Source organism: Pseudonocardia sp. P-1, assembly GCF_058111925.1.
The window spans coordinates 4,662,358-4,687,671 of record NZ_CM176614.1 but is presented as its reverse complement, the minus strand read 5'-3'; the positions used below and the strand labels follow the sequence as shown (position 1 = coordinate 4,687,671).

The 25,314-nt window shown below is 73.8% G+C and carries 26 protein-coding genes and 1 tRNA gene; 12 read left to right on the top strand and 15 right to left on the bottom strand.

The window, feature by feature from the left end; all coding sequences use genetic code 11:
* Positions 1–11: 11 nt before the first annotated feature.
* The 3 genes from AC0GKK_RS23050 to AC0GKK_RS23040 form a co-directional block, all read right to left on the bottom strand.
* Positions 12–83, bottom strand: a tRNA-Val gene (locus AC0GKK_RS23050).
* A gap of 13 nt (positions 84–96) precedes the next feature.
* On the bottom strand, positions 97–489 hold the full coding sequence (locus tag AC0GKK_RS23045) for a redoxin domain-containing protein (RefSeq protein WP_489884053.1): 393 nt from the start codon (positions 487–489) through the stop codon (positions 97–99).
* Positions 490–557: 68 nt separating this feature from the next.
* Positions 558–989 (bottom strand): DUF3052 domain-containing protein, encoded by a 432-nt coding sequence (locus AC0GKK_RS23040; protein WP_073577450.1) that lies wholly within the window; start codon positions 987–989, stop codon positions 558–560.
* A 370-nt stretch (positions 990–1,359) separates the two neighbouring features.
* Here AC0GKK_RS23040 and aceE point away from each other — a divergent pair, with 370 nt between their 5' ends.
* Both aceE and AC0GKK_RS23030 read left to right on the top strand, forming a co-directional pair.
* Entirely contained in the window at positions 1,360–4,140 is a 2,781-nt protein-coding gene (gene aceE, locus AC0GKK_RS23035) for a pyruvate dehydrogenase (acetyl-transferring), homodimeric type (RefSeq protein WP_346106654.1), read from the top strand.
* 226 nt (positions 4,141–4,366) lie between these two features.
* Complete coding sequence (locus tag AC0GKK_RS23030; protein WP_073577448.1) at positions 4,367–4,570, top strand: cold-shock protein; 204 nt, start codon at positions 4,367–4,369, stop codon at positions 4,568–4,570.
* Between the two features lie 92 nt (positions 4,571–4,662).
* Here the strand turns inward: AC0GKK_RS23030 and AC0GKK_RS23025 are convergent, their stop codons facing one another.
* Positions 4,663–5,409 (bottom strand): pirin family protein, encoded by a 747-nt coding sequence (locus tag AC0GKK_RS23025; protein WP_489882499.1) that lies wholly within the window; start codon positions 5,407–5,409, stop codon positions 4,663–4,665.
* A gap of 9 nt (positions 5,410–5,418) precedes the next feature.
* On the opposite strand from AC0GKK_RS23025, the gene AC0GKK_RS23020 reads away from it, so the two are divergent.
* The 5 genes from AC0GKK_RS23020 to AC0GKK_RS23000 all read left to right on the top strand — a co-directional run bounded on the left by AC0GKK_RS23020 (position 5,419) and on the right by AC0GKK_RS23000 (position 10,452).
* The gene (locus AC0GKK_RS23020; protein ID WP_489882498.1) at positions 5,419–6,801 is read left to right on the top strand and encodes a PucR family transcriptional regulator; all 1,383 of its coding nucleotides are present in this window, start codon (positions 5,419–5,421) and stop codon (positions 6,799–6,801) included.
* A 141-nt stretch (positions 6,802–6,942) separates the two neighbouring features.
* The gene (locus tag AC0GKK_RS23015; RefSeq protein WP_253067499.1) at positions 6,943–7,866 is read left to right on the top strand and encodes an ACP S-malonyltransferase; all 924 of its coding nucleotides are present in this window, start codon (positions 6,943–6,945) and stop codon (positions 7,864–7,866) included.
* 5 nt (positions 7,867–7,871) lie between these two features.
* Positions 7,872–8,852, top strand: a complete 981-nt coding sequence (locus AC0GKK_RS23010) for a beta-ketoacyl-ACP synthase III (protein WP_253067498.1) — start codon at positions 7,872–7,874, stop codon at positions 8,850–8,852.
* A 54-nt stretch (positions 8,853–8,906) separates the two neighbouring features.
* Complete coding sequence (locus tag AC0GKK_RS23005; protein ID WP_489882497.1) at positions 8,907–9,149, top strand: acyl carrier protein; 243 nt, start codon at positions 8,907–8,909, stop codon at positions 9,147–9,149.
* Positions 9,150–9,204: 55 nt separating this feature from the next.
* A complete protein-coding gene (locus AC0GKK_RS23000; RefSeq protein ID WP_489882496.1) occupies positions 9,205–10,452 on the top strand; it encodes a beta-ketoacyl-[acyl-carrier-protein] synthase family protein in 1,248 nt (415 codons plus the stop codon).
* Positions 10,453–10,493: 41 nt separating this feature from the next.
* Here AC0GKK_RS23000 and AC0GKK_RS22995 read toward each other — a convergent pair whose 3' ends face one another.
* The 3 genes from AC0GKK_RS22995 to AC0GKK_RS22985 form a co-directional block, all read right to left on the bottom strand.
* Entirely contained in the window at positions 10,494–11,039 is a 546-nt protein-coding gene (locus AC0GKK_RS22995; RefSeq protein WP_253067497.1) for a hypothetical protein, read from the bottom strand.
* A gap of 44 nt (positions 11,040–11,083) precedes the next feature.
* A complete protein-coding gene (locus AC0GKK_RS22990) occupies positions 11,084–11,575 on the bottom strand; it encodes a DUF3145 domain-containing protein (protein ID WP_043277342.1) in 492 nt (163 codons plus the stop codon).
* Between the two features lie 225 nt (positions 11,576–11,800).
* A complete protein-coding gene (locus tag AC0GKK_RS22985; RefSeq protein ID WP_253067496.1) occupies positions 11,801–12,877 on the bottom strand; it encodes an MBL fold metallo-hydrolase in 1,077 nt (358 codons plus the stop codon).
* A gap of 230 nt (positions 12,878–13,107) precedes the next feature.
* Between AC0GKK_RS22985 and AC0GKK_RS22980 the strand changes: the two genes are divergently transcribed.
* From AC0GKK_RS22980 to AC0GKK_RS22970, 3 genes are read left to right on the top strand one after another with little or no spacing between them, the layout of a single operon-like run.
* Entirely contained in the window at positions 13,108–13,320 is a 213-nt protein-coding gene (locus AC0GKK_RS22980; protein WP_020623051.1) for a helix-turn-helix domain-containing protein, read from the top strand.
* Positions 13,321–13,334: 14 nt separating this feature from the next.
* On the top strand, positions 13,335–14,087 hold the full coding sequence (locus tag AC0GKK_RS22975) for a methyltransferase domain-containing protein (RefSeq protein ID WP_489882495.1): 753 nt from the start codon (positions 13,335–13,337) through the stop codon (positions 14,085–14,087).
* Between the two features lie 47 nt (positions 14,088–14,134).
* A complete protein-coding gene (locus AC0GKK_RS22970) occupies positions 14,135–14,371 on the top strand; it encodes a hypothetical protein (protein ID WP_062396644.1) in 237 nt (78 codons plus the stop codon).
* A 4-nt stretch (positions 14,372–14,375) separates the two neighbouring features.
* Here the strand turns inward: AC0GKK_RS22970 and AC0GKK_RS22965 are convergent, their stop codons facing one another.
* Positions 14,376–14,846, bottom strand: coding sequence for an NUDIX domain-containing protein (locus AC0GKK_RS22965; RefSeq protein WP_253067494.1), 471 nt, complete (start codon positions 14,844–14,846; stop codon positions 14,376–14,378).
* A gap of 77 nt (positions 14,847–14,923) precedes the next feature.
* On the opposite strand from AC0GKK_RS22965, the gene AC0GKK_RS22960 reads away from it, so the two are divergent.
* A complete protein-coding gene (locus AC0GKK_RS22960; RefSeq protein WP_489882494.1) occupies positions 14,924–15,931 on the top strand; it encodes an alpha/beta fold hydrolase in 1,008 nt (335 codons plus the stop codon).
* 14 nt (positions 15,932–15,945) lie between these two features.
* Here AC0GKK_RS22960 and AC0GKK_RS22955 read toward each other — a convergent pair whose 3' ends face one another.
* The 5 genes from AC0GKK_RS22955 to AC0GKK_RS22935 all read right to left on the bottom strand — a co-directional run bounded on the left by AC0GKK_RS22955 (position 15,946) and on the right by AC0GKK_RS22935 (position 21,688).
* The gene (locus tag AC0GKK_RS22955) at positions 15,946–16,587 is read right to left on the bottom strand and encodes a hypothetical protein (RefSeq protein ID WP_253067493.1); all 642 of its coding nucleotides are present in this window, start codon (positions 16,585–16,587) and stop codon (positions 15,946–15,948) included.
* A gap of 80 nt (positions 16,588–16,667) precedes the next feature.
* Positions 16,668–19,529, bottom strand: a complete 2,862-nt coding sequence (locus tag AC0GKK_RS22950; RefSeq protein WP_253067492.1) for a vitamin B12-dependent ribonucleotide reductase — start codon at positions 19,527–19,529, stop codon at positions 16,668–16,670.
* 94 nt (positions 19,530–19,623) lie between these two features.
* Entirely contained in the window at positions 19,624–20,115 is a 492-nt protein-coding gene (gene nrdR / locus AC0GKK_RS22945) for a transcriptional regulator NrdR (RefSeq protein WP_062396654.1), read from the bottom strand.
* Positions 20,116–20,634: 519 nt separating this feature from the next.
* Positions 20,635–21,294 carry a hypothetical protein gene (locus AC0GKK_RS22940; RefSeq protein WP_489882493.1) on the bottom strand — a complete coding sequence of 220 codons (660 nt, stop codon included), beginning with the start codon at positions 21,292–21,294 and terminating at the stop codon, positions 20,635–20,637.
* A 163-nt stretch (positions 21,295–21,457) separates the two neighbouring features.
* Entirely contained in the window at positions 21,458–21,688 is a 231-nt protein-coding gene (locus tag AC0GKK_RS22935; protein ID WP_253069228.1) for a hypothetical protein, read from the bottom strand.
* A gap of 229 nt (positions 21,689–21,917) precedes the next feature.
* Between AC0GKK_RS22935 and lexA the strand changes: the two genes are divergently transcribed.
* A complete protein-coding gene (lexA, locus tag AC0GKK_RS22930; RefSeq protein ID WP_062396661.1) occupies positions 21,918–22,676 on the top strand; it encodes a transcriptional repressor LexA in 759 nt (252 codons plus the stop codon).
* A gap of 28 nt (positions 22,677–22,704) precedes the next feature.
* On the opposite strand, the gene AC0GKK_RS22925 is transcribed toward lexA, so the two are convergent.
* Positions 22,705–23,769 (bottom strand): hypothetical protein, encoded by a 1,065-nt coding sequence (locus AC0GKK_RS22925; protein ID WP_253069227.1) that lies wholly within the window; start codon positions 23,767–23,769, stop codon positions 22,705–22,707.
* 35 nt (positions 23,770–23,804) lie between these two features.
* A complete protein-coding gene (hflX, locus tag AC0GKK_RS22920) occupies positions 23,805–25,295 on the bottom strand; it encodes a GTPase HflX (protein ID WP_253069226.1) in 1,491 nt (496 codons plus the stop codon).
* Between the last annotated feature and the right edge of the window lie 19 nt (positions 25,296–25,314).

The following is a 25,314-nucleotide window of genomic DNA, read 5'->3' as shown; positions in this document are numbered from 1 at the left end:
GGTCAGATAAGTGGGCGCGGCAGGGTTCGAACCTGCGACCGCTCGGGTGTAAACCGAGTGCTCTCCCGCTGAGCTACGCGCCCGGGACGGACATCTTCACACGGCCCCCAGGGCCCGACGCCACCCGTCCTGGTCCCGCGGTTCCCCCGGCTGGTTCACTTCGGCGAACGAGATGGTGCCGTCCGGGCGGATCAGGAACGTCCCCCGCAGCGCCATCCCCTTCGCGGTGTCGAACACCCCGTAGGCCGACGCCACGGCCCCGTGCGGCCAGAAGTCCGACAGCAGCGGGAACCCGAACCCCGCGGAAGCGGCCCAGGCCCCGAGCGAGAACGTCGGGTCACAGGAGATCGCCAGCACCTGGGTGGCGTCGTTCTGGAACTCCGGGAGCGACGCCTGCACCGCCGTCAGCTCCCCGCCGCAGATCCCGGAGAACGCGAACGGGAAGAAGACCATCAGCGCCGAGCGCCCCGACCCGAGGACCGACGCCAGCGAGACCGGCTGTCGATTCTGGTCGGGGAGCTCGAAGTCCGGGGCGGCCGCACCCTCGACTACTGGGCTCAGCGCTTGCCCTTCCCCTGCTTCGGCGGCACGAGCTTCGACCCCACCCAGTCGTCTCCGAGCGTCGCGTTGGACGTCTGCGACAGTCCGGCGGTCGGAGCCGCCTCGGCGATCTCGGAGGGCTGGATGTGGCCGTCACGGCCGGTCTTGGGTGTCAGGACCCACACGAAGCCCTCGTCCGAGAGGGGCGTTCGGGCGTCGACCAGGGTGTCGATCAGGTCGCCGTCCCCGTCGCGGAACCACAGGAGGACGACGTCGATGACCTCCTGGGCGTCCTCGTCGAGGAGCTCCTCACCGGTCGTGTCCTCGACGGCCTCTCTGACCTGGTCGTCGATGTCGGAGTCGTACCCGAGTTCCTGGACGATCATGCCCGGCTCGATGCCGAGCTTTGCCGCGATGTCGGACGCACCGGCATCTGCCGCGGTCACCACTCGTTCCCCTTTCACGCTGCTCACGCAGTCCATCGTCTTCGGTTCCGCGTGCGGGCGCCACCCTTCGCGCGAAATCGGATGGGGCATCCGATCACGGGGGCACGACCGGATGCAACCGGCTCGCGGTCCGCGGCGCGGTGACGCGCAGGTCACCCCGCCCTCCGTTCAGTTACGTACGAGTAGTACCTATCCTCGCGGCCAGAGCCCGACTTCGTGAACGACGAGTTTCGGGACCGCGCCGGAACAGGCACGATGGACCGGGCCACGGCCACGACCGTCGAGTCCGGCCGGCGACGTCGCCCCACAGCCGGCGGCGGACAGACAGGGCCGGGCGATCCCGGCCACCGACGGAATCAGGCAGGGAGAACCCTTGACCGCGCAGAGCAGCACGCCCGGCGACGACAAGCGCCGCGTCAACGTCATCCGGGACGGGCTGGCCGCCCACCTGCCGGACATCGACCCCGAGGAGACGGCCGAGTGGCTGGACTCCCTGGACGCGGTCCTGGACAACGCCGGGCAGCAGCGCGCCCGCTACCTCATGCTGACGATGCTGCAGCGCGCCCGTGAGAAGCACGTGGGCGTCCCGTCGCTGACCGCGACGGACTACGTCAACACCATCCCGACCGACCGCGAGCCGTGGTTCCCCGGCGACGAGGACGTCGAGCGCACCTACCGGCGCTGGCTGCGCTGGAACGCCGCGATGACCGTGCACCGCGCGCAGCGCCCGGGTATCGGCGTCGGCGGGCACATCTCGTCCTACGCCTCCTCGGCGACGCTCTACGAGGTCGGCTTCAACCACTTCTTCCGTGGCAAGGAACACCCCGGCGGCGGCGACCAGATCTACATCCAGGGTCACGCCTCCCCCGGCATCTACGCCCGCGCCTTCCTCGAGGGGCGGCTGAGCGAGGACCGCCTCGACGGGTTCCGCCAGGAGCTGTCCCACGCGGGCCCGGGCGGCGGGCTGCCGTCCTACCCGCACCCGCGGCTGATGCCGGACTTCTGGGAGTTCCCCACGGTCTCGATGGGCATCGGCCCGATGAACGCGATCATGCAGGCGCGGTTCAACCGCTACCTGGGCGACCGCGGGTTCAAGGACACCTCCCAGCAGCAGGTGTGGGCCTTCCTCGGCGACGGCGAGATGGACGAGCCCGAGTCGCGCGGCCTGATCCACGTCGCGGCCAACGAGGGCCTGGACAACCTGAACTTCGTCGTCAACTGCAACCTGCAGCGCCTCGACGGCCCGGTCCGCGGCAACGGCAAGATCATCCAGGAGCTGGAGGCGTTCTTCCGGGGCGCCGGCTGGAACGTCATCAAGGTCATCTGGGGCCGCGAGTGGGACTCGCTGCTGCACGGCGACCGTGACGGCGCGCTGATCAACCTGATGAACACCACGCCGGACGGCGACTTCCAGACCTACAAGGCCAACGACGGCGCCTACGTCCGCGACCACTTCTTCGGCCGGGACCCGCGGACCAAGGCGCTCGTCGACCCGATGAGCGACGCCGAGATCTGGAAGCTCAAGCGCGGCGGGCACGACTACCGCAAGGTGCACGCGGCCTACGCCGCCGCGACCGCGCACCACGGCCAGCCGACCGTCATCCTGGCCAAGACCATCAAGGGCTACGGCCTGGGCACGCACTTCGCGGGCCGCAACGCCACCCACCAGATGAAGAAGCTCACGCTCGACGACCTCAAGCAGTTCCGCGACGAGCAGCGCATCCCGATCTCGGACAAGCAGCTCGAGGCCGACCCGTACCTGCCGCCGTACTACCACCCCGGCGAGTCCGACGAGGCGATCCAGTACCTGCGGGAGCGCCGTCGCCAGCTGGGCGGGCCGCTGCCGTCGCGCCGGACCGCCAGCAAGCCGCTGGTGCTCCCCGGCGACAAGGTCTACGACTTCGTCAAGAAGGGCTCCGGCAAGCAGGAGGTCGCCACGACGATGGCGTTCGTCCGGCTGCTGCGCGAGCTCGTCAAGGACAAGGAGATCGGCGCGCGCTTCGTGCCGATCATCCCGGACGAGGCCCGTACCTTCGGTATGGACTCGATGTTCCCGAGCCAGAAGATCTACAACCCGAACGGCCAGAACTACACCTCGGTCGACGCCGACCTGATGCTCGCCTACAAGGAGTCCGAGCAGGGCCAGATCCTGCACGAGGGCATCAACGAGGCCGGGTCGGTCGGGTCGTTCACCGCGGCGGGCACGTCCTACGCCACGCACGACGAGCCGATGATCCCGGTCTACATCTTCTACTCGATGTTCGGGTTCCAGCGGACCGGCGACTCGATCTGGGCCGCCTCGGACCAGATGGCCCGCGGCTTCCTGGTCGGCGCCACCGCCGGTCGCACCACGCTGACCGGCGAGGGCCTCCAGCACAACGACGGTCACTCGCTGCTGCTCGCGGCGACCAACCCGGCCGTCGTCGCCTACGACCCGGCGTTCTCCTTCGAGGTCGCGCACATCGTCCAGGACGGGCTGCGCCGGATGGTCGGCGAGAAGCCCGAGAACGTCATCTACTACCTGACGGTCTACAACGAGCCCTACCGCCAGCCGGCCGAGCCGGAGGACGTGGACCGCGAGGGCATCCTGCGCGGGATGCACCGCTTCGCCCCCGCGCCCGAGGGCAACGGCCCCGTGGTGCGGCTGCTCGCCTCCGGTGTCTCGCTGCCGTGGGCGCTGACCGCGCAGAAGATGCTGGCCGACGAGTGGGACGTCCGCGCCGAGGTCTGGTCGGTGACGTCCTGGGGCGAGCTGCGCCGCGACGGCGTCGAGGCCGAGCACGCCAACCTGCTCAAGCCCGGTGACGAGCCGGTCGTGCCGTACGTGACCCAGAAGCTGGGCGACGGCGAGCACGGCGACGCCCCGGTCGTGGCGGTCTCGGACTGGATGCGTGCGGTCCCCGACCAGATCCGCCAGTGGTCCCCGGCGCCGTTCCTGTCGCTGGGCACCGACGGGTTCGGCCTGTCCGACACCCGTCCGGCCGTGCGCCGCCACTTCGCGGTCGACGCCGAGTCGATCGTCGTCGGTGCGCTCTCGGTGCTGGCCAAGCAGGGCCTGGTGAAGACCGAGACCGCGGCCGAGGCCGCGGCCGGCTACAAGATCGACGACCCGCAGGCCGCCGGCCCGCAGATCGGCGACGGCGGGGCCGCCTGATCCCACCGGCACACGACGGCCCGCCGCCCCGCACGGGGCGGCGGGCCGTCGCCGATTTTTCGCCCCTCCCAGGGCGGCGCAGATCACGATAGGCTCCGCGCGACGGCGGTGGCGGTGATCACTCGTCCTCGCGACTCGCCGTCCTGACCAGGGCGTCGACCGTGTGCGTCGCTGGCCCGCGGTTCCGGGCGAGGTGCTCCGGGCCGATGATCTCCAGGGAGCAGGAATGGCAGAAGGCACCGTCAAGTGGTTCAACAGCGAGAAGGGCTACGGCTTCCTCGCCCCCGACGGTGGTGGTGCGGACGTGTTCGTGCACTACTCGGCAATCCAGACGAACGGCTACAAGAGCCTCGACGAGGGGCAGCGCGTGTCGTTCGACATCGAGCAGGGGCAGAAGGGGCCGCAGGCCAGCGGGGTCACGCCGCTCTGAGCCGTCCGGTCACCCGTCCGTCGTGGTGACCGGCAGCAACCCGTCACGGCCGAGGCCCCGCGCGCCCCGGCCGGTTCCGCGGTGCCCGGGTGTCACCACCCCAGCGCCGCGTGCATCTCCCACACCAGGATCTCGGCCCCGTCCGGTCCGGCGGTGATCCGCCGGCCGCCGTCATCGACGACCCTGGCCGCGTCGCCCGTACCGAGTTCGTCACCGGGCACGTCCTCCAGCGTCGCGCCCCCACGTGCCACGAACGCGTGCACGAACGGGGCGGTCGGCAGCTCCGTCGCCGCGCCCGGCGCGAGCCGTGCCACCGACAGGGCCGCCGCGCGCTGACGCAGCGGCAGCAGGGTCGACTCGCGGTGCCGTTCCAGGCCCGAGGCCAGGACGACGGTGTCCCCGCCCTCCCCCGCGTGCGCCGCACGCACGAGGTGGCGCGGGTCGCCGCCCGGTTCCTCGGGCACCACCCACATCTGCACGAACCGCACGCCCCCGTCCGGCGTCGCGTGCTCGGAGTGCCGCACCCCCGATCCCGCTCCCAGGTACTGCACACCGCCCGGCCCGACCCGAGCGCTCCGCCCGGTGGTGCTGTCGCGGTGTTCCAGCTCGCCGTCGAGGACCCAGGTGAGGATCTCGGTGTCGCGGTGCGGGTGCTCGTCGTAGCCGCGCCCCGGGACGAGCCGGTCCTCGTTGTGCAGCAGCAGCAGCCCGAAGTGGGTGTTGGCCGGATCGTAGTGCGCCCCGGCGGAGAAGCTGTGCCGCGAGTCGAGCCAGCCGGTCTCCGTGCGCGCCCGCGAGCCGGCGCGGTACAGCGTGACGTGTCCTGTGGGTGCGTCCATCGTCGTGTCATGCTGCCCGACGTGCACCGCCACCCGGTCGCGGACGCGACGTTGCGCCGCCTCGAGCTCGCCTCGTCCCGGCTGGCCGCGGCCTGCCTGGCGGAGATGGAGCGGCGCTGCCCGTGGTTCGCGGGGCTGCCCGCCGACCAGCGCGCGGGCGTGGCCCTGGTGACCCAGACCGGCGTCGCGAACTTCGTGTCCTGGCTGCGCGAGCCCGACCGCACCACCCCGCTCACCGCCGAGGCGTTCCGGATCGCGCCGCGCGACCTGGCCCGGCGGATCAGCCTGCGCCAGACCGTCGAGCTGGTGCGTATCGCCGCGGACGTGTTCGAGGAGCACCTGCCCCCGCTCGCCGACGACGGCACCGAGCGCCACGAGCTCACCGAGGCCGTGCTGCGCTTCGGCCGGGAGATCGCCTTCGCCGCCGCCACCGTGTACGCCGGCGCCGCGGAGTCCCGCGGTGCCTGGGACGCCCGGCTGGAGGCGCTCGTCGTCGACGCGGTGCTGCGCGGCGACACCGACGGTGCGCTCGTGTCCCGGGCCGCCGCGCTCGGCTGGGACCCCGCCGCCCCGGTGCACTGCCTGGTCGGCTCCGCCCCCGGCTCCGGCCCCGAGTCCCCGCAGCTGATCGTGGAGCTGCGCCGGGTCGCTGCGCGGCTCGGCCACGACGTGCTCGTCGGAGTCCAGGGGCGACGGCTGGTGGTCCTGCTGCACCTGACCGGGCGGCCCGCGCGCCGGGTCGCCGACCGGCTCGCCGAGACCACCTCGGCGCGTGCGGCGCCGACCGGGCCCGGGCCGGCCCCGGGGGCGAGCGCGGTCACCGCGCGGGTGCTCGCCGAGGTCGCGGCGCACTTCGGGCCCGGACCGGTCGTCTCCGGCCCGCCCAGCACCGATCTGGCCACCGCGGGTGCCGCCGTCGCCGAGGCACTGGCCGGACTGGCCGCCGCCCCCGGCCACCCCGACGCCCCGCGCCCGGTCGACGCCGCCGACCTGCTGCCCGAGCGCGCCCTGCACGGCGACCCGGCCGCGCGCCGCCGGCTCGCCGAGGACGTCCTCGCCCCGCTCCACGACACCGGTGGCGAACTGCTGCGCACCCTGGCCGCGTACCTGGAGGGCGGGGCGAACCTGGAGGGCTGCGCCCGCGCGCTCTACGTGCACCCCAACACGGTGCGCTACCGCCTGCGCCGCATCGGCGAGCTCGTCGGGCGCTCCCCCACCGACCCCCGGGAGGCGTTCGTGCTGCGGGCCGCGCTCGTCGCCGACCGCACCGCCCGCGCGTCCGACGGCCCGGCCGTCGCCGCGCACACCCCGCTGACTCCTCTGGACCCGACCGGGGAGCATGATCAGGAGGTCGACGGCGTCCGTGTCCCGGTGGGCGGGGCGTTGTCGTGAACCCTACAAACACCGGCCCCTACGGATCGGTAACGAGGCCCCGGTCACACCTGCAGTTCGTAGGTTTCCTACAACTTCGGTGGTCCGACTTCGTCGTAACCGGTATCCCGGCGCCGCCCCCGAGAGGTGTGTGATGTCCCCGTGATCGCCCTGCTCGCACCCGGCCAGGGGGCCCAGACCCCCGGCATGCTCGCTCCGTGGCTGGAGGACCCGGCCGCGGCGGAGGCCGTGGCCGGCTGGTCCGACGCCGTCGGGCTCGACCTGGCGCGTCTCGGCACCACCGCCGACGCCGAGGAGATCACCGACACCGCGGTCACCCAGCCGTTGATCGTCACCCTGGGCCTGCTGGCCGCGCGCCGCCTGCGCGAGCGGGTCGAGCTGCCGTCCGGGACCGTCGTCGCCGGGCACTCGATCGGCGAGATCACCGCCTGCGCGATCGCGGGCGTGCTGACCGAGGACGCCGCCGTCGCCCTCGCCGGGGTCCGCGGCCGTGAGATGGCCGCCGCCTGCGCCGTCGCGCCGACCTCGATGGCCGCCGTGCTCGGCGGCGAGGAGGAAGCCGTGCTGGCCCGCCTCGCCGAGCTGGGTCTCGACCCGGCCAACCGCAACGGGGCGGGCCAGATCGTCGCCGCCGGGGCGAAGGAGGCGATCACCGAGCTCGTCGCGTCGCCACCGGAGAAGGCGCGGGTCAAGGAGCTCCCGGTCGCCGGGGCGTTCCACACCGCGCACATGGAGCCCGCGCGTGCCGTGCTGGAGAGCCACGCGTCGTCGGTGCCGGTGTCGGACCCGACGCTCACGCTGCTTTCCAACGCCGACGGCGGGACCGTCGACACCGGCGCCGAGGCGCTGCGCCGGCTCGTCGCGCAGGTCACCCGGCCGGTCCGCTGGGACGCCTGCATGCAGACCCTCGCCGACCGCGGGACCGGCGCGACCCTCGAGCTGCCCCCGGGCGCGACGCTGACCGGGCTGGTCAAGCGCGCCGTCAAGGGCACCCTGACGCTGGCGCTCAAGACCCCCGAGCAGCTCGACGCCGCCGTCGACCTGATCTCCGAGCACGGGAAGTGAGCCCCATGCGAGCGACCCCGACCGTCGCCGGGGCCCGTTTCCTGGGCCTCGGCAGCTTCCAGCCCGAGCACGTGGTCACCAACGCCGACCTGGAGAAGCGGGTCGAGACCGACGACGCGTGGATCCGCAGCCGCGTCGGGATCGCCGAGCGCCGGATCGCCGACGCCGACACCTCGCTGACGTCCATGGCGACGGCGGCCGGGGCAGCGGCGCTGACCGACGCCGGCTTCGACCCGGCCGGGCTCGACGCCGTGATCGTTGCGACCTGCACGATGCCCAACCCGATCCCGAACGCCGCCGCCCAGGTGGCGACCGGCCTGGGCGCGAACGGCGTCGCGGCGTTCGACCTCAACGCGGCCTGCGCCGGCTTCAGCTACGCCACGGCCGTCGCCTCGGACATGATCAGGGCCGGTTCGGCCCGGCACGTGCTGGTCATCGGCGCCGAGAAGCTCTCGGACTGGGTCGACTGGGACGACCGCTCGACCTGCATCATCTTCGCCGACGGCGCGGGCGCCGCCCTGCTCGGACCGGCGGACGGCGAGGACGAGGTGGGCGTCGGCCCGGTCAGCTGGGGCAGTGCGGGCGACCACGCGTCGACCATCCGGATCCTCGGCGAGACCACGAACAAGCTGCACCAGGAGGGCCAGGCCGTCTTCCGGTGGGCGACGACGGCGATCTCCCCCGTCGCGCTCGACGCCGTCGAGCGGGCCGGGCTCACCCCCGCCGACATCGACGTGCTCGTCCCGCACCAGGCGAACCTGCGCATCGTCGAGGCGATCGCGAAGAAGCTGCGCCGCCACGGCGCCCGGGAGGACATGGTCGTCGCCGACGACATCGTGCACTCCGGCAACACCTCGTCCGCGTCCATCCCGATGGCGCTGGACCACATGCGCACGGCCGGCCGGGTACGGTCCGGCGACGTGCTGCTCCTCGTAGGCTTCGGCGCAGGACTGTCCTACGCCGGACAGGTCGTCGTCTGTCCCTGACGGGGCACCGGAGACCTGGCACCCGCACCCATCCACCGCGCAAGGAGAACCATCGTGGCTGACAACGCCGAGATCCTCACCGGGCTGGCCGAGATCGTCGAGGAGGCCGCCGGCATCGACACCGCCGAGGTGACCCCCGAGAAGTCCTTCGTGGACGACCTGGACATCGACTCGCTGTCGATGGTGGAGATCGCCGTGCAGGCCGAGGACAAGTTCGGCGCCAAGATCCCGGACGACCAGCTCGCCGAGCTGAAGACCGTCGGCGACGCCGTCGACTTCATCGCCAAGCACCAGTGATCCGTACCGGCGGGCTCGCACCGGTAGCGCTGTCCGCCGGGGAGAAGGAGACGTCATGACCGACGGAGTGGTCGTCACCGGTTTCGGGGCCACCACCCCGCTCGGCGGGGACGCCGCCTCCACCTGGGAGGCGCTGCTCGCCGGGAAGTCCGGGGTGGGAACCACCCGGGCCGACTGGACCGAGCGGTTCGACCTGCCGGTGTCCATCTCGGCCCAGCTCGCCGTGGAGCCCACCGAGGTCCTGCCCCGCGTGCAGGCCCGCCGGATGGACCGGTGCGAGCAGGTCGCGATGGTCGCCGCCAAGGAGGCCTGGGCGCACGCCGGGCTCGGCGCGATCCCCGGCGAGGACGGGGCCGCGGTCGAGGCCGAGCGGCTCGCCGTCGTCATCGGCGCGGGCATCGGCGGCGCGCCGACCCTGCTCGCGCAGGACGACCTGCTCGAGGAGCACGGGCTGCGCAAGGTCTCGCCGCTGACCGTGCCGATGCTCATGCCCAACGGGCCGGCCGCGCTGGTGAGCCTGGAGTACAAGGCCAAGGGCGGGGTGCACTCCCCCGCCTCGGCGTGCGCCACCGGCGCCGAGGCACTGGCCTGGGCCTACAAGCTGCTGCGCGACGGGGAGGTCGATGTCGTCCTCGCAGGCGGCGCCGAGTCCTGCATCGTGCCGATCACCGTGGCCGGGTTCGTGCAGTCGCGGACCCTTTCCACCCGCAACGACGACCCGGAGCGCGCCTCCCGGCCGTTCGACACCGGGCGGGACGGCTTCGTCCTCGGTGAGGGCTCGGGCGTGCTCGTGTTCGAGCGCGAGGAGTTCGCGAAGGCCCGCGGCGCCACCGTGCACGGCCGCCTCGCCGGGATCGGTCTGACGTCCGACGCGTACCACATCACCGGGCCCGACCCCGAGGGCGAGGGCCAGATCCGGGCGATGCAGAAGGCGGTGGCCGGGGCCGGTCTGACCGCCTCCGACATCGTCCACGTCAACTGCCACGCCACCTCCACGGTGGTCGGCGACGTGGGCGAGGCGACCGCCGTGAAGCGGGCGTTCGGCGACCACCCGGTGCTGACCGCACCGAAGTCGGCGCTCGGGCACCTCGTGGGCGGGGCCGGGGCCGTCGAGGGGATCATCGCGCTGCTCAGCGTGCGCGACGACATCGTCCCCGCGACGCTCAACCTGACCGACAAGGACCCGAAGGTCGAGCTGGACGTCGTCGCCGGCGAGCCGCGGAAGATGACCGTGGACGCCGCCGTCAACAACTCGTTCGGCTTCGGCGGGCACAACGCCTCGCTGGTGTTCACCAAGGCCTGACGGCTCCGTGCGGGTCCCCGGCCGGGGACCCGCACGCCCGCTCAGCAGGGGGCGCGCAGGATCCCGTCGGGGCTCCCGACGTCCATCCGCGGCGGCGAGCCCGCCATCGGGAAGGCGACCTGCCAGCAGATCCGGCCGACATGCAGGCCGGGCGGGCCGTCGTTCGGGTCCTGGACGCTGATGAAGCGCACCAGGGCGAGCACACCGCCGCCGGTCGCGGAGTCGATCCGGTCGATGCGGATGGTGCCGTCGGTGGTGGAGCCGATCCCCTCCAGCCACGACTCGCGGGGCTGCCGGTCGGCGGTCTCGGGGTTCACCACGCGGGTCCAGGTGGCGTGGTCGCGGCCGTTGACGGCGTTGAAGTAGAGCTGCACCTGCTGCATCACCAGCTGGGCGGCCGGATGCTCGGCCGCGCCCGCGCTGATCGTCACCTCGCTGCTGCCCGCGCCGCTGTCGGGCACGGTCTGCGGCGCGGAGGCGGGGGCGACGCCGGAACGGGTCGTCCCGGACACCGTCCACGCGACACCGCCGACGGCCACGAGCGCCACCAGCAGGACGCCGACCGTGATCGCGGCCCGGCCGTTCATTCCTCGCCCCCCATGGGACGACAGTCTGCCCGGCCCGGCTCGGCTCAGCCGACCCGGTGGGTCAGCAGCGTCACCGCCGCGCCGTCGCCGGCGAAGCGGAAGGACTCCAGCTCGTCGTCCCAGGCCGTGCCCAGCAGCTGGTCGAGACGCCGGGACAGCCCGGCGCCGCCGTGCTCGGCCATGACCGTGCGCAGCTGGTCCTCGGGCAGCACGACGTCGCCATTGGCGCTGGTGCGCCCGTGCCACATGCCGAGGCCGGGGACGTGCATGAACCGCTCCCCGTCCACGCCGGGGCTCGGTTCCTCGGTCACCTCGAACCGCAGCATCGACCAGGCCCTCAGCGCCCCCGCGAGGGCCCCGCCGCTACCGGCGGGACCGCTCCAGGTGCACTCGGCCCGCATCTGACCGGACGCCACCGGCTGTGCGGACCACTCGAGGGAGACCCGCGTTCCGAGAACGCCCGAGAGCGCCCACTCGACGTGCGGACAGACCGCAGTCGGCGACGAGTGGACGAACACCACTCCGCGTGTGCTCACTGCCAACCTCCGCTGTCGTCGACGAGGATCGTCTTCCCCTACGTCCTCGGCGCAGCGCGGCCGGTGCTCGGACCCGCGGTACTGATGTGCTGGATGTGGGTGTGGTGACCTCCGTGGCGTGAGTGGACTTCGGTGGCCTCACTCTGCCCGATTCCGCTCCGGGGAGCCACCCCGACACGACGAGCGGGTGAACGGCGCCCGGCGTGTCGCGGCCCGGCGCGCGGGTCAGGCGGTGTAGGTGGCGAGGGCGACCCCGGTGGCGGCGTCGGGAACCTCGGTCCGGCGCAGCTCGCCGAGGTCGGCGAGCACGTCGAGGTGCGCCCCGGTCTCCAGGACCGCGAGGGTCCGGTTGAACAGGTCCATGTCCTCCAGCCGGTGTTCCCGCCGGGTCCAGCGCAGGACCCGGGCGACGGCGTCGGCCGTCGGGTGGCCCGCGGCGACGGCGTCGCGGCACTGGGCGAGCCGGACGTCGTGGTGGGCCAGCAGCTCGTCGGTGCGGGCGTGCGCGCTGCCGCCGACCGGGCCGTGCGCGGGCAGCAGGGTCGCGTCCGGCCGGGACCGGACCAGGCGCAGCGAGTCGAGGAACTGCCCGAGCGGGCTCGCCACCGGCGACGGCTGCAGGCCGATCGACGGGGTGATCCGGGGCAGCACGTGGTCGCCGGCGAACAGCAGCTCGTGGGCCTCGTCGGCGAACACGAGGTGCCCGCGGGTGTGCCCCGGGGTCTCCACGGCGGTCAGCGTGCGGGTACCCGCCGGGTCGGCGACGGCGATGGCGGCACGGTCGGCGATCCACTCGTCGGGGGCCTCCCACTCCTCGGGGAGCGGACGCGGCCACGGCCCGGCCCGGCCCAGCTCGTCGACGAGGCCGGCGGCGCCGGCACGCAGCAGCCGGGTCCGGTCGGGCTCGCCCTGCGGGCGGTCGGGATCGGTGATGACCTCCAGGTTGGGCCGCTCCCCCGCGCCGAGCAGCACACGGGTGCCGTACTCGCGGCGCAGCACCGCCGCCAGGGTGTAGTGGTCCCGGTGGGCGTGGGTGACGAGGAAGCGACGGACGTCGCCGAAACCGGAGCCCAGCGCGGCCAGCGCCTTGCAGAGCAGGTCGCGGGCCTCGTCGATCGCCCAGCCGGAGTCGATCAGGGTCCAGCCCGTGTCGTCGGCGAGTGCGTAGACGTTCACGGCACGCAGCCCGTCCTGCGGCAGCGGCAACGGGATCCGGTAGACGCCGGGGGCGCTGCGGAACACGCCCGGCGCGGTCCAGTCGCCGTCCGGGTCGTCATCGGTCACGGTGGGAGCGGCGGTCACCTCCCGACGATAGATGACCGCGCACGCGCGTCCGGGCCGGTGGCTCCCCCCACGGGGTCCCGTCATCACTCCGCGTGCCCGGACGGACACCGAGAGCCGATAGTTTCCGGACAGTCCACCCGAGGGTGGGACATGTTCGCACCGGGAGGGTGGTCCGATCCGCGCTACCGTCCCTGCGTTCGGTGATCAGAGGTCGACCTGGGGGCGGGTCGGCGAAGGAGGGGCGCAGCATGGCGGCAGGGATCCCGGAGCAACGGTCCGGGCAGGACGCGCCGTTCCTCACCGTGGCGGAGGTGGCGGACCGGATGCGGGTCTCCCGGATGACGGTGTACCGGCTGGTGCACTCCGGGGAGCTGCCCGCGGTGCGCTTCGGGCGCTCGTTCCGCGTGCCACCCGAGTCGGTAGAGGCGTTGATCGAGTCGGCGCGCTACACCGGCGGGTGAGACACGGAGCCGGAATGATGCCGATCGACTCCGCGAGCACGCGGCGGGTCGCGGACACCTACGACACCGCCGAGGCCCGCACCGAACGGGAGCGGACCCTGGAGCTGCTGGATCCGCGGGCCGGTGAGCAGATCCTGGTCGTCGGGACCGGGCCGGGACAGCTGCTCGACGAGGTCGCCCGGGCCGTCGGTCCGGGCGCCACGGGTGTCGACCCGGACCCGGTGATGGTGACGCTGGCGCGACGCCGGTGCGGCACCCGGGCCGTCGTCACGCAGCGCGCGCTGGCCGGTCCGGGCTCGCTGCCCGGCGGGCCGTACGACGCGGTGGCCTGCCTGCAGGTGCTCGAGTTCCTGGAGGACCTGCCGGCGGCCGTCGCCGAGCTGTACCGGGTCCTGCGCCCGGGCGGTCGGCTGCTGGTCCTGGACACGGACTGGACCTCGCTGCACTGGCCCGGGCCCGGGCAGGACCGGCACCGCCGCATCCGCGACGCGTGGTGCACCACGGTGCCGCGGTCGCGGCTGCCCTACGAGCTGGGCCCGCTGCTGCAGCGCGCCGGGTTCGACGGGGAGTGGACGCGCCGGATGCCGATGCGCGGTCCGGCCTCCACCGGCTACGGCGCCGCACTGCGGGAGATGGTCGCCGACGCCGCGCCGGGCCGGTGCGGGCTCACCCGGGCCGACGTCGACGCGTGGGCGTCGAGCGTCGCGTTCTGCGGCGACGAACCGTTCTCGGTGGACCGCTGGTTCCTGGGCGCCGTCCGGCCCTGAACCGGCGGGCGTGGCGCGCGGGGCGCCGGTCGGGCAGCATCGCGGCCGTGGGCTCCCCGTCGTCGCAGACACCGATCACCGCGCGGGTGAGGATCGGGCAGCAGCCCGACTTCGTCCGCCTGTTCCAGACGCTGCCCCGGGCCGGCGAGTGGGTCAACTTCGCCCCGCCGGGCCGGCGGCGCGACGACTACGAGGTCGACTGGGTGCTGCACTGGGCGATCGACCCCGACGACACCGACAGCCCGGACGTCACCGTCGAGATCCAGCTCGTCGACCCGGAGTAGTCCGCTAGTCGAAGCCGTGGCTGCGGACCGCGGCGACGCCGCCGTCGCGCAGGGCCTCGAGCACCGCGCGTTCGTGCGGGACCGTGTCGGCGGGCAGGTCGGCGAGGGCGAACCAGTCCAGGCCCGCGGTCTTCCCGTCCTCGGCGCGACGTGGCTCGCCGGCCCAGTGTCGGCAGGTGAAGAAGAAGTCGACGCGTTCGTCGACCGGGTTCCCGTTGCGCCGGGTGCGGTGCACCGCGGTCAGCGGGACGAGGTCGGCGGGGTCGACGGTGACACCGAGCTCCTCGTGGGCCTCGCGCACCGCGGCGGCGGCCGCGTCCTCGCCCGCCTCGACGTGCCCGGCCGCGGCGGCGGCCCAGTGGCCGTCCATGAACCCGGTGCCCGCACGCAGCTGGAGCAGTACCTCGGTGCGTTCACCGGTGCCGCGCAGCAGCAGGACGTAGGACGCCGGGACGACCCGGTAGCGCTCGCTCACGCCGTCGACCCTAGGTGCCGTACCGCCGTTCGCCGACGGCAACACCGGGGTAACCCGGCGGTCCTACCGTCGGGCGGATGGCGGCCCCCACCTCGCGCCCGGCACCGGTCGGCGACCGGCTCGGCGTCGTGCCGCCGCGGGACTCGGTGCTGCGGTTCCGCACCGTGCACGGCTACCGGCGGGCGTTCCGGGTGGCCGGCTCCGGGCCCGCGGTCGTGCTCGTGCACGGGATCGGCGACAGCTCGGCCACGTGGGAGGCGGTGTTCCCCGCACTGGCCCGGCGGCATCTGGTGATCGCCCCGGACCTGCTCGGGCACGGGCACTCGGACAAGCCGCGCGCCGACTACTCCGTCGCCGCCTACGCCAACGGGGTCCGCGACCTGCTCGGAGTCCTCGGGGTGCCCCGCGCCACGCTGGTGGGGCACTCGCTCGGCGGCGGCGTCGCCATGCAGTTCGCCTACCAGTACCCCGAACGCACCGAGCGTCTCGTGCTGGTCGGCACCGGCGGGGCGGGACCGGAGGTCACGCCGCTGCTGCGCGCGGTGAGCCTGCCCGGCGCGCACGCGGTGCTGGCGGCCTCGCAGCTGCCGCCGCTGCGGTGGCAGCTCGGGTGGGCCCTGGACGCGCTGCGCCTGGTCGGGGCCGACCTCGGCCGCGACGCCGCCGACCTGCTCCGGCTGGTCGACGCGCTGCCCGACGCGACGTCCCGGACGGCGTTCATCCGGACGCTGCGCGCCGTCGTCGACTGGCGCGGGCAGGTGGTGACCATGCTCGATCGCTGCTACCTGACCCGGGGGATGCCGACCATGCTCGTGTGGGGCGCCCGGGACGCCGTCGTGCCGCTGGCGCATGCCCGCACCGCGCACGCCGCGATGCCGGGCAGCAGGCTGGAGGTCTTCGACGACGCCGGGCACTTCCCGCACCACAGCGACCCGGCCCGGTTCGTCGGGGTACTGGAGGAGTTCCTGGGGTCCACCGACCCGGCGCGGTGGAGTCCGGAGCAGTGGCGCCAGCTGCTGCGCTGCCCCGCTCCCCCGCCCGCCGGCGTCGCCGGGGCGCGGACGGGACCGGTCTCGGCGACCTGACCCCGGGCCCGCGGTCAGAACACGAACCCCAGCCAGGTGCCGGCACAGCCGTGGCAGGCGCCGTGCGTCGTCGCGGCGCGGTGCACCGGGCGCAGGCAGATCACGCAGTGGGTCAGCCGGCGCCGGGCCCGGCGCAGCAGACCGTCACGCACCTGGCGGACGGCGAGCCCGGCGTCGCCGTCCGGGTCGTCGCAGCCGGGCAGGACGGGTACCTCCACCGCGTCCGCCGGGTCCAGCACCGGGAGACGGCCGTCCCGTCGTGGTTCCGGGCGGGCCAGCAGCACCGGACCCGCCGGGGCGAACCCGAGCATCAGCTGCGGCGGCTCCCCGGCGACGAACCAGGCCACCGGGTCCGGCGTCGCGCCGGGCGGGAGGAGCCCCGCCGAGCGCAGGTCGGCGTCGGTCCAGCCGCCGCGACGCAGGTCGGCCGGGGTCAGCCCGAAGTGCCGCAACCCGTCGGCGGGCAGGTCGAGCTCGCGCAGCTCCGCCGGGGACGGGACGCCGACGTAGACGGTCCCGCGTTCCCCCACCGGCTCCGGGACGGGCCCGGTGTCGTGGCCGTCCGCGACGCGCCACGGGGCGGCGACGAGTACGGCGAGCACCCGCGGGTCGACGCCGAGGCGCCCGGCCACCTCCGCGGTGCGGTCCTCGGTCACGTGGTCCCCGATCCCTGCCTCCGTCACACGCGCCGGGGCGGCTCCGGTCTCGGAGCCGCCCCGGTGTGGTGCGGTGTCGGTCAGCTGCAGCCGCTGGTGGAGCCGCAGCCCTCGCAGAGGTAGCAGGACCCGGCGGGGCGCATCTTCGTCCCGCAGGTCATGCACAGCGGTGCGTCGGCGGCCTTGCCCAGACGCAGCTCGAGCAGCTCGGTGGAGCTGCCGACCTCGACCGGCGCCGGATCGACACCGGCCTCCTTGCGCTCCTCGGTCGTCGGCACGGAGGAGCGGAACTCCTCCATGTCGAGCTTCTCGCCGGTGCCGTAGTCGTTCTCGACCTGGGCGGACCGCTCGTCGGAGGAGAAGATGCCCAGCTGGGCGCGCTTCTCGTACGGCAGGTGGTCCAGCGCCAGGCGGCGGAACAGGTAGTCCAGCACCGAGGTCGCGATCCGGACGTCCGGGTCGTCGGTCATCCCGGCAGGCTCGAAGCGCAGGTTGGAGAACTTCGAGACGTAGAACTCCAGCGGGATGCCGTACTGCAGACCCACCGAGATCGACATCGAGAAGGCGTCCATCACGCCGGCCAGGGTCGAGCCCTGCTTGCCGAGCTTGACGAAGATCTCGCCGAGGCCGTCGTCGGGGTAGCTGCCGGCGGTGAGGTAGCCCTCGGCGCCACCGACGGTGAACGACACGGTCTCGCTGGGCCGCTTCTTCGGCAGCCGCTTGCGGACCGGCCGCTGCTCGACGACGACGTGCTTCTCCGGCTCGGCGTCGGCCTTCTTGTCGCCGCCCTTGCCGGCGGACAGCGGCTGGCCGACCTTGCAGTTGTCGCGGTAGATCGCCAGGGCCTTGAGGCCGAGGCGCCACCCCTCGAGGTAGATCCGCTCGACGTCCTCGACGCTCGCCCGCTCGGGCATGTTGACCGTCTTGGAGATGGCACCGGACAGGAACGGCTGTGCGGCGGCCATCATGCGGACGTGGCCCATCGGGGCGATCGTCCGGTCGCCCATGGCGCAGTCGAACACCTCGTAGTGCTCGGGCTTCATGCCCGGGGCGTCGACCACGTGGCCGTGCTCGGCGACGTACTCGACGATCGCCTCGGCCTGCTCGGCCTGGTAGCCGAGGTTGTCCAGGGCGCGGCGCACCGACTGGTTGACGATCTGCATGGAGCCGCCGCCGACCAGCTTCTTGAACTTGACCAGCGCCAGGTCCGGCTCGATGCCGGTCGTGTCGCAGTCCATCATCAGGCCGATCGTGCCGGTCGGGGCCAGCACCGACGCCTGCGCGTTGCGCCAGCCGTTGACCTGCCCGATGTCCTGGCACTGCTTCCAGACCTCGGTGGCGAGCTTCTGCACCGGGGTGCTGGAGGCGAAGGTGCGGATGCGGTCGTTCTCCGCGGCGTGCTTGCGGATGACGCGCTGGTGGGACTCGGCGTTGCGGGCGTAGCCCTCGTACGGGCCGACGACGCCGGCGAGCTCGGCGGAGCGCTTGTACGCGGCACCGGTCATCAGCGAGGTGATGGACCCGGCGAGCGCGCGGCCGCCCTCGGAGTCGTAGGCGTGGCCGGTCGCCATGAGCAGCGCGCCGAGGTTGGCGTAGCCGATGCCCAGCTGGCGGAACTTCCGGGTGGTGTCGGCGATCGGCTCGGTCGGGAAGTCCGCGAAGCAGATCGAGATGTCCATCGCGGTGATGATCAGCTCGACGGCCTTGGCGAAGGTCTCGGCGTCGAACCGGTCGTCGGAGTCGAGGAACTTCAGCAGGTTCAGCGACGCCAGGTTGCAGCTGGAGTTGTCCAGGTGCATGTACTCCGAGCACGGGTTCGACGCGCTGATGCGGCCGGACTCCGGGGTGGTGTGCCAGTCGTTGATCGTGCCGTCGTACTGGATGCCGGGGTCGGCGCAGTTCCAGGCCGCCTCGGCGATGCCGCGGAACAGCGTGCGGGCGTCGACGCGCTCGATGACCTCACCGGTCATGCGGGCACGCAGACCGAAGTCGGTGCCCCCCTCGACGGCGCGCATGAACTCGTCGGTGACGCGGACGGAGTTGTTGGCGTTCTGGTACTGCACCGAGGTGATGTCGGAGCCGCCCAGGTCCATGTCGAAGCCGGCGTCGCGCAGGACGCGGACCTTGGCCTCCTCCTTGGCCTTGGTCTCGACGAACTCCTCGATGTCGGGGTGGTCGACGTCGAGGACGACCATCTTCGCCGCGCGCCGCGTGGCGCCGCCGGACTTGATGGTGCCCGCGGAGGCGTCGGCACCGCGCATGAACGAGACCGGGCCCGAGGCGGTGCCGCCGGAGGACAGCAGCTCCTTCGACGAGCGGATGCGCGAGAGGTTCAGGCCGGCACCGGAGCCGCCCTTGAAGATCAGGCCCTCCTCGCGGTACCAGTTCAGGATCGACTCCATCGTGTCGTCGACCGAGAGGATGAAGCAGGCGCTGACCTGCTGCGGGCTGGCGGTCCCGACGTTGAACCACACCGGCGAGTTGAAGCTGAACACCTGGTGGATCAGCATCCAGGTCAGCTCGTGGTCGAAGATCTCGGCGTCGCCGTCGGTGGCGAAGTAGCCGTGCTCGAGACCGGCCCGCTTGTAGGTGCCGACGACCCGCTCGACGAGCTGCTTGAGGCTGGACTCGCGGGTGTCCGAGCCCACCGCGCCGCGGAAGTACTTGCTGGTGACGATGTTGGTGGCGTTGACCGACCAGCTGCGCGGGAACTCGACGCCGCGCTGCTCGAAGTTGACGGTGCCGTCGCGCCAGTTCGTCATGACGACGTCGCGGCGCTCCCACTCCACCTCCTCGTAGGGGTGGACCCCTTCGGTGGTGAAGACACGCTGCACGGTCAGGCCGGGCGCGCGCTTGGCGCCGGTCTTCCCGCGGCCACGCGACGGCTTGGCCGCCGCGCTCTCACCGGTGTCTGTCGTCGGGCCCCCGACGGTCTCGGTCATGAACTGCCTCCGCACATCCGACGCTTCTCCGCCCGCACGCTGGGGTGCGCGGACGGCTCTCTTCCCGGTACGACCGGCGACGACGACGCGCCGCTCAGCCGTCCGGGTGGTGACCGGCCTCGTCGTCGGCTGCTTCCCCGGCAGCCGCCGAACGCAGGTCGGCGATCTCCTTCTCGAAGTCCTCGATGGAGGAGAAGGACCGATAGACACTCGCGAACCGCAGGTACGCGACCTCGTCGAGCTCACGCAGCGGCCCGAGGATCGCCAGCCCGACCTCGTGGCTGGGGAGCTCCGCCGCCCCGCGCGCCCGCACCGTCTCCTCGACCCGGTGGGCGAGCTGTTGCAGGTCGTCCTCGTCGACCGGCCGGCCCTGGCACGCCCGCCGAACCCCGCCGACGACCTTCTGCCGGCTGAAGGGCTCGGTCACCCCGCTGCGCTTGACGACGGCGAGCACGGCCTCCTCGACCGTGGTGAACCGTCGTCCGCACGAGGTGCAGGACCGGCGCCGGCGGGTGCAGGTCCCGTCGTCGGCGGTCCGGGAGTCGATCACGCGGGAGTCCGGGTGTCGGCAGAACGGGCAGCGCATGGACGCTCACACCCTTCTTCCGTGACGTTCCGGAAACTCTCCGCAGCGATCCGTCCCCCCAACCAGTGGCGGAACGACACCAATGTAACCCCTACATCTAGGGGTACGCCATCCCGGGCCCGGTGCCACGCCGAGCTTCGCCCGATCGGGAACCGAGCCTCGCACACCACGTTCCGCGACCGGTCCGTCGCCGACGATCATGGAGCGGGGCATCGGCGCTGGTGGCACCGAGGAACGTCGCGGGCGGCGCCGTCCGTCGCGCCGGAGGGACCGCGACCGGCGGCCACCCGATGCGGGGACACGCCCTGCGGACGCGCCCGGCGGCACGTCGCCGACTCCTCCGGCGACATCCCGGCGACCATGTCCCGACACCCGCGCGCCACCCCGCGCACGCCGTCACCCGATGCGACGCCGACGCGGCGTCCGTCGCTCCGCACCGTCACCACCTCGGACCGCCCCGCAGCGCACGGCCGTGCGAACCACGGGGTGCGGCGCCGCACTGCGCGGCGCCGGCCGACGTCAGCGCACGGCGCCGACCGACGGCACGGCGGCCGCGGGGGCGTTCCAGCCCGCCGCCGCGTCGCCCAGCAGCCCGAGCGCCACCACCGCGGTCGTCGCGCAGAGCAGGGCCGCGACCCCGGTGAGGAACCGCTCCAGGCGCCCGCGGGCGCGGCTGCGGGCCGGGCGCGGGCGCGCCGGGACCAGGCAGCGCCGGGACGGCGGACGGACGGTGCGCGGTGCCGGCACGGCCACCGACCGAGGACGGGGCGGCGCCGCGGCCGGCGCGGGCCGCGTCAGCGTCGCCGTCGCCCTCGGGGCCGGGTCCGCGGTGGTGCAGCGGGGCGTCAGGACCGCGGGGTTCGGACCGCCGGCGGGACCGGACACCGGGACACCGGACCCGGGGGCGCCGGACACCGGAGCGCGCCGGGAACGGGCGGCGGGATGGCGGGCCACCGACTCGGCCAGTGCGCGCTCGTGCGCCCCGTGGGCGGCCCACCGGTGGGCCGCGCGCGCGGCGGCCGACGAGCCGGCACCGGCCGCACCGGCGAGACCGTCGGCGGCCCGCACCCGCTCCCGGGCGGCGCGCCGGGCGCGCGAGGTGGGGGTGCCGGGCGCCGGGGCGCCGGTCAGGCAGCCGACCGCGCCGTGATCGCGGATCCGCTCGTCGAGCTCTCGCATGGTTCCTCCTGCCGTCGGACCGCCCGTCCCCCGGGCGGTCTCGTCTCCCCCGCTGCCGACCGGCCCTTCCCCGAGCCCGGTCGAACGGGTGTACGAGCGGTGTAGCACCCGGCACCGACAACAACCGCGTTCCCGCAGGTCGTCGCCCGTGCCGGGGACGTTCTCAGCGTGGTGCGCCGACCGCGGGCGGCCCGGCCGGGCCGTGGGTGGCGACCGCGACGTCGGCGAGCACCCCGAGCGCGACGACCGCGGCCGCCGAGGCGAGCAGGACACCCGACGCGGCCACCGCACGGCGCACGACGCCCGGCACCCGGCCGGGCCGCACCCCGTCGGTCGTGGCGCACCCCGGGACCCGCCCGATGACCGTCACGTCCCCGATGACCGCCGCACCCACGATCGCCACCCCCGCTGCCGTTCCCGCTGCCGGTCGCCCCCGCGCGGCCGGACGGCGACGCGGACCGCGTTCGATCGAACCGGTGTTCGATCGAACGCGTGTGCGATGTTGTACCACCGCGGCCCGACGGAATCCACGACACGCCCCGGGCGACTTCGAACGCATGTTTGGCGAACGGGCCCGTGGCGGCTAGGGTCGTCGCCGTAAGTACCCCGAGGAGGCGAATGCGATGGCAGCGGACGACACCGGACACGGTGGTCCCGGCGTGACCGGCACCGCCGCGGACCGGGGATCCGCGAAGGTCCGGGAGTTCCCCGACCCCGCGGCCGACACCCGCGGCCTGACCCCGCGGCAGAAGAAGGTCTTGGCCGTCATCCGGGACTGGGTGGACCGGTACGGCTACCCGCCCAGCGTCCGCGAGATCGGTGACGCGGTGGGCCTCACGTCCACCTCGTCGGTGCACCACCAGCTCCGCACCCTGGAGCGCAAGGGCTTCCTCCGGCGCGACCCGAACCGCACCCGCGCGGTCGACGTCCGCAGCCCGGAGCAGATCGCCGGTACCGACGGGACGGACTCCGACACCGACACCGCCGACCTGCGTTCCGCGCGGCCGGCGCCGGCGTTCGTGCCGCTCATCGGCGACATCGCCGCCGGTGGCCCGATCCTGGCCGAGCAGGCCGTGCAGGACGTGTTCCCGCTGCCGCGCGAGATCGTCGGCGAGGGCACGCTGTTCCTGCTCAACGTCAAGGGTGACTCGATGGTCGACGCCGCGATCACCGACGGCGACTGGGTCGTCGTGCGCCAGCAGCCGGTGGCCGAGCAGGGCGAGGTCGTGGCCGCGATGATCGACGGCGAGGCGACCGTGAAGACGTTCCGCCGCAAGGACGGGCACATCTGGCTGATGCCCGCGAACGACGCCTACGACCCGATCCCGGGTGACGACGCGTCGATCCTGGGCCGCGTCGTGGCGGTCCTGCGCCGCCTCTGACCTCCTCGGACGGCGCCCGCTCCCGCGATCAGCGGGACCGGCGGCGCCGTCCGTGCAGGGACATCGCGACGGCGCCGGCGGCCAGCAGAGCCCCGAGCGCCGCGGCCCCGCCCGCGGCAGGCAGCCACGACGGGTACGTGCGGTACTCGGGCACCGCGGCGGGCTGAGGCACGACCGGTGCCTGCGGAACGGTCGCCGCGGACACCGCGCCCGGGACGACCGTGACCGCTGCCGCGGTCAGGCCCCGCGCCTCGCTCCCGGAGTGCAGCGCGCCCCGGCCGTCCGGGGCGATCGCCTCACCCTGCGCCTCCCCCGGCAACGGCACCGGCAGCGGTGCCCCGCCCAGGGCCGCGACCAGCGCGTCGACGGTCGCCGGTCCGCCGGCGGGCAGCGGGAACACCCAGGCGTCGGTGTAGGTCCGCAGCACGACGGCGCGCCCGCCGTCGGCCCCGGCCGGCGAGAGCCCGCCGCCGGTGACCGTGCGCGACCCGGCGGCCCCGAGCGGCCCGCCGCCGGTGCCGGACCAGGGCAGCACCACCTGTGCCACCCGGCGCAGCTCCACGGGGTCCCCGCCATCGCGCAGCGGCGCGGCGGGCCGGTACACCCCGGCGGCCCCGGTGGTCTTGTCGACCAGCAGGGGCACGCCGTCGTCGCCGACCAGCAGTGCCTCGACGTCGCGCGGACCGTCGGGGTGGACGAGGTCGTGCACCCGTGGCGGCCCGGCCGGGGGCAGCACGACGAGCCGGACCGACCCGCGCCGCGCCCCGTTGTCGCCGGTGTCGGCGAGCCACAGCTCCCCGCCCGGTCCGAGGCCGAGGTCCTCGACGTCGGTGACCGGGACGTCGGCCTGCCGGGTGCCGGTGACCGCACAGCCGGCCGGGTCCAGGGTGAACGTCCGCGCGGTCCCGCCGCCGTCGACGACGGCGTGGTAGCGCTGCGGGGCCGCGCCGGGCGGGCCCTCGGCGACCAGTCCGGACAGCTCCGCCAGCCGCGGGTCGTCGATCGAGCAGGCCGGGATCGCCCCGGGCGGCGGCGCGGCCGCACCCGTGAGCGCGCCGGTCAGGCAGAGGACCGCGGTCAGGCGGCGGGCCACGGTCCCGGGACCCGGCCGCCCGGCCGGTGGGACGCTCAGTGGCCCGCCGCCGTCGCCGGCAGGTCGGTGCCGGTCCCGGTCGGCAGGGCCGAGCCCGCCACCGCGAACGGCAGCACCGCGGTGCCCAGCTCGGGCTTCACCCGCGCCCGGATCCGGGTGCCGTCGGCGGTGTGTTCCTCGGCGAGGACCTCGCCGTCGTCGTGCAGCCGCGCGACCAGCGCACCCTCGGTGTAGGGCAGCAGGAGGTCGACCTCGTACTCCGGGCGCGGCAGTCGCTCGGCGATGCGCTCCCGGAGCCGGCTGATCCCGTCTCCGCTGTGCGCGGAGACGAACACCGCGTCCGGCTGGGCGTGCCGCAGCCGGGCCAGCGCGAGGTCACCGGCCGCGTCGGTCTTGTTGATCACGAGCAGCTCGGGCGGCATCGTGTCGCCCGCAGCCTCACCGACCTCGACGAGCACCTGGCGGACCGCGGCGATCTGGTCGTCGGGCAGCGGGTCGGACCCGTCGACGACGTGCACCAGCAGGTCGGCCCGGGCTGCCTCCTCCAGCGTGGAGCGGAACGCCTCGACGAGCTGGTGCGGCAGGTGCCGCACGAACCCGACGGTGTCGGTGAGGGTGTACTCGTGCCCGTCGGGCGTCTGCGCCTTGCGGGTGGTCGGGTCCAGCGTCGCGAACAGCGCGTCCTGCACCAGCACGCCGGCGTCGGTGAGCTGGTTGAGCAGGCTCGACTTGCCCGCGTTGGTGTAGCCGACGATCGCGACCGACGGGATCTCGTTGCGGCGACGGCTGCCGCGCTGGGTCTCGCGGACCTGGCGCATCGCACCGATCTCGCGGCGCAGCTTCGACATGCGCGCGCGGATCCGGCGCCGGTCCAGCTCGATCTTCGTCTCACCGGGGCCACGGCCACCGATACCGACACCGCCCGCGGCGCGGCCACCGACCTGCCGGGACAGCGCCTCACCCCAGCCGCGCAGCCGCGGCAGCAGGTAGGACAGCTGCGCGAGCTCGACCTGGGCCTTGCCGTCCCGGGAACGGGCGTGCTGGGCGAAGATGTCGAGGATCAGCGCGGTCCGGTCGATGACCTTGACCTTGAGCCGCTCCTCCAGCTGGCGGAGCTGGCCGGGTGACAGCTCGCCGTCGCAGATGACGGTGTCGGCGCCGGTGGCGCGGACGGTTCCGAGCAGTTCCTCGACCTTGCCGGAGCCGATGAACGTGGCCGGGTCCGGGCTGGAGCGGCGCTGGACCAGGCCGTCCATCACCTCGGAACCGGCGGTCTCGGCGAGGCGGGCCAGCTCGGTCATCGAGTTCTCGGCCTGCTCGGCCGTGCCCTCGGTCCAGACGCCGACGAGCACGACCCGCTCCAGCTGGAGCTTGCGGTACTCGACCTCGGTGATGTCGGTGAGCTCGGTGGACAGCCCGTGGATCCGGCGCAACGACGTGCGCTCCTCCAGGTCGAGCTCGCCACCCGTCGGAACCGGGTTCGACGCGGAGGGGGTCACGGAGGGGTGCGTGTGGGCATCAGTCATCTCGACCCCATTCTCCCAC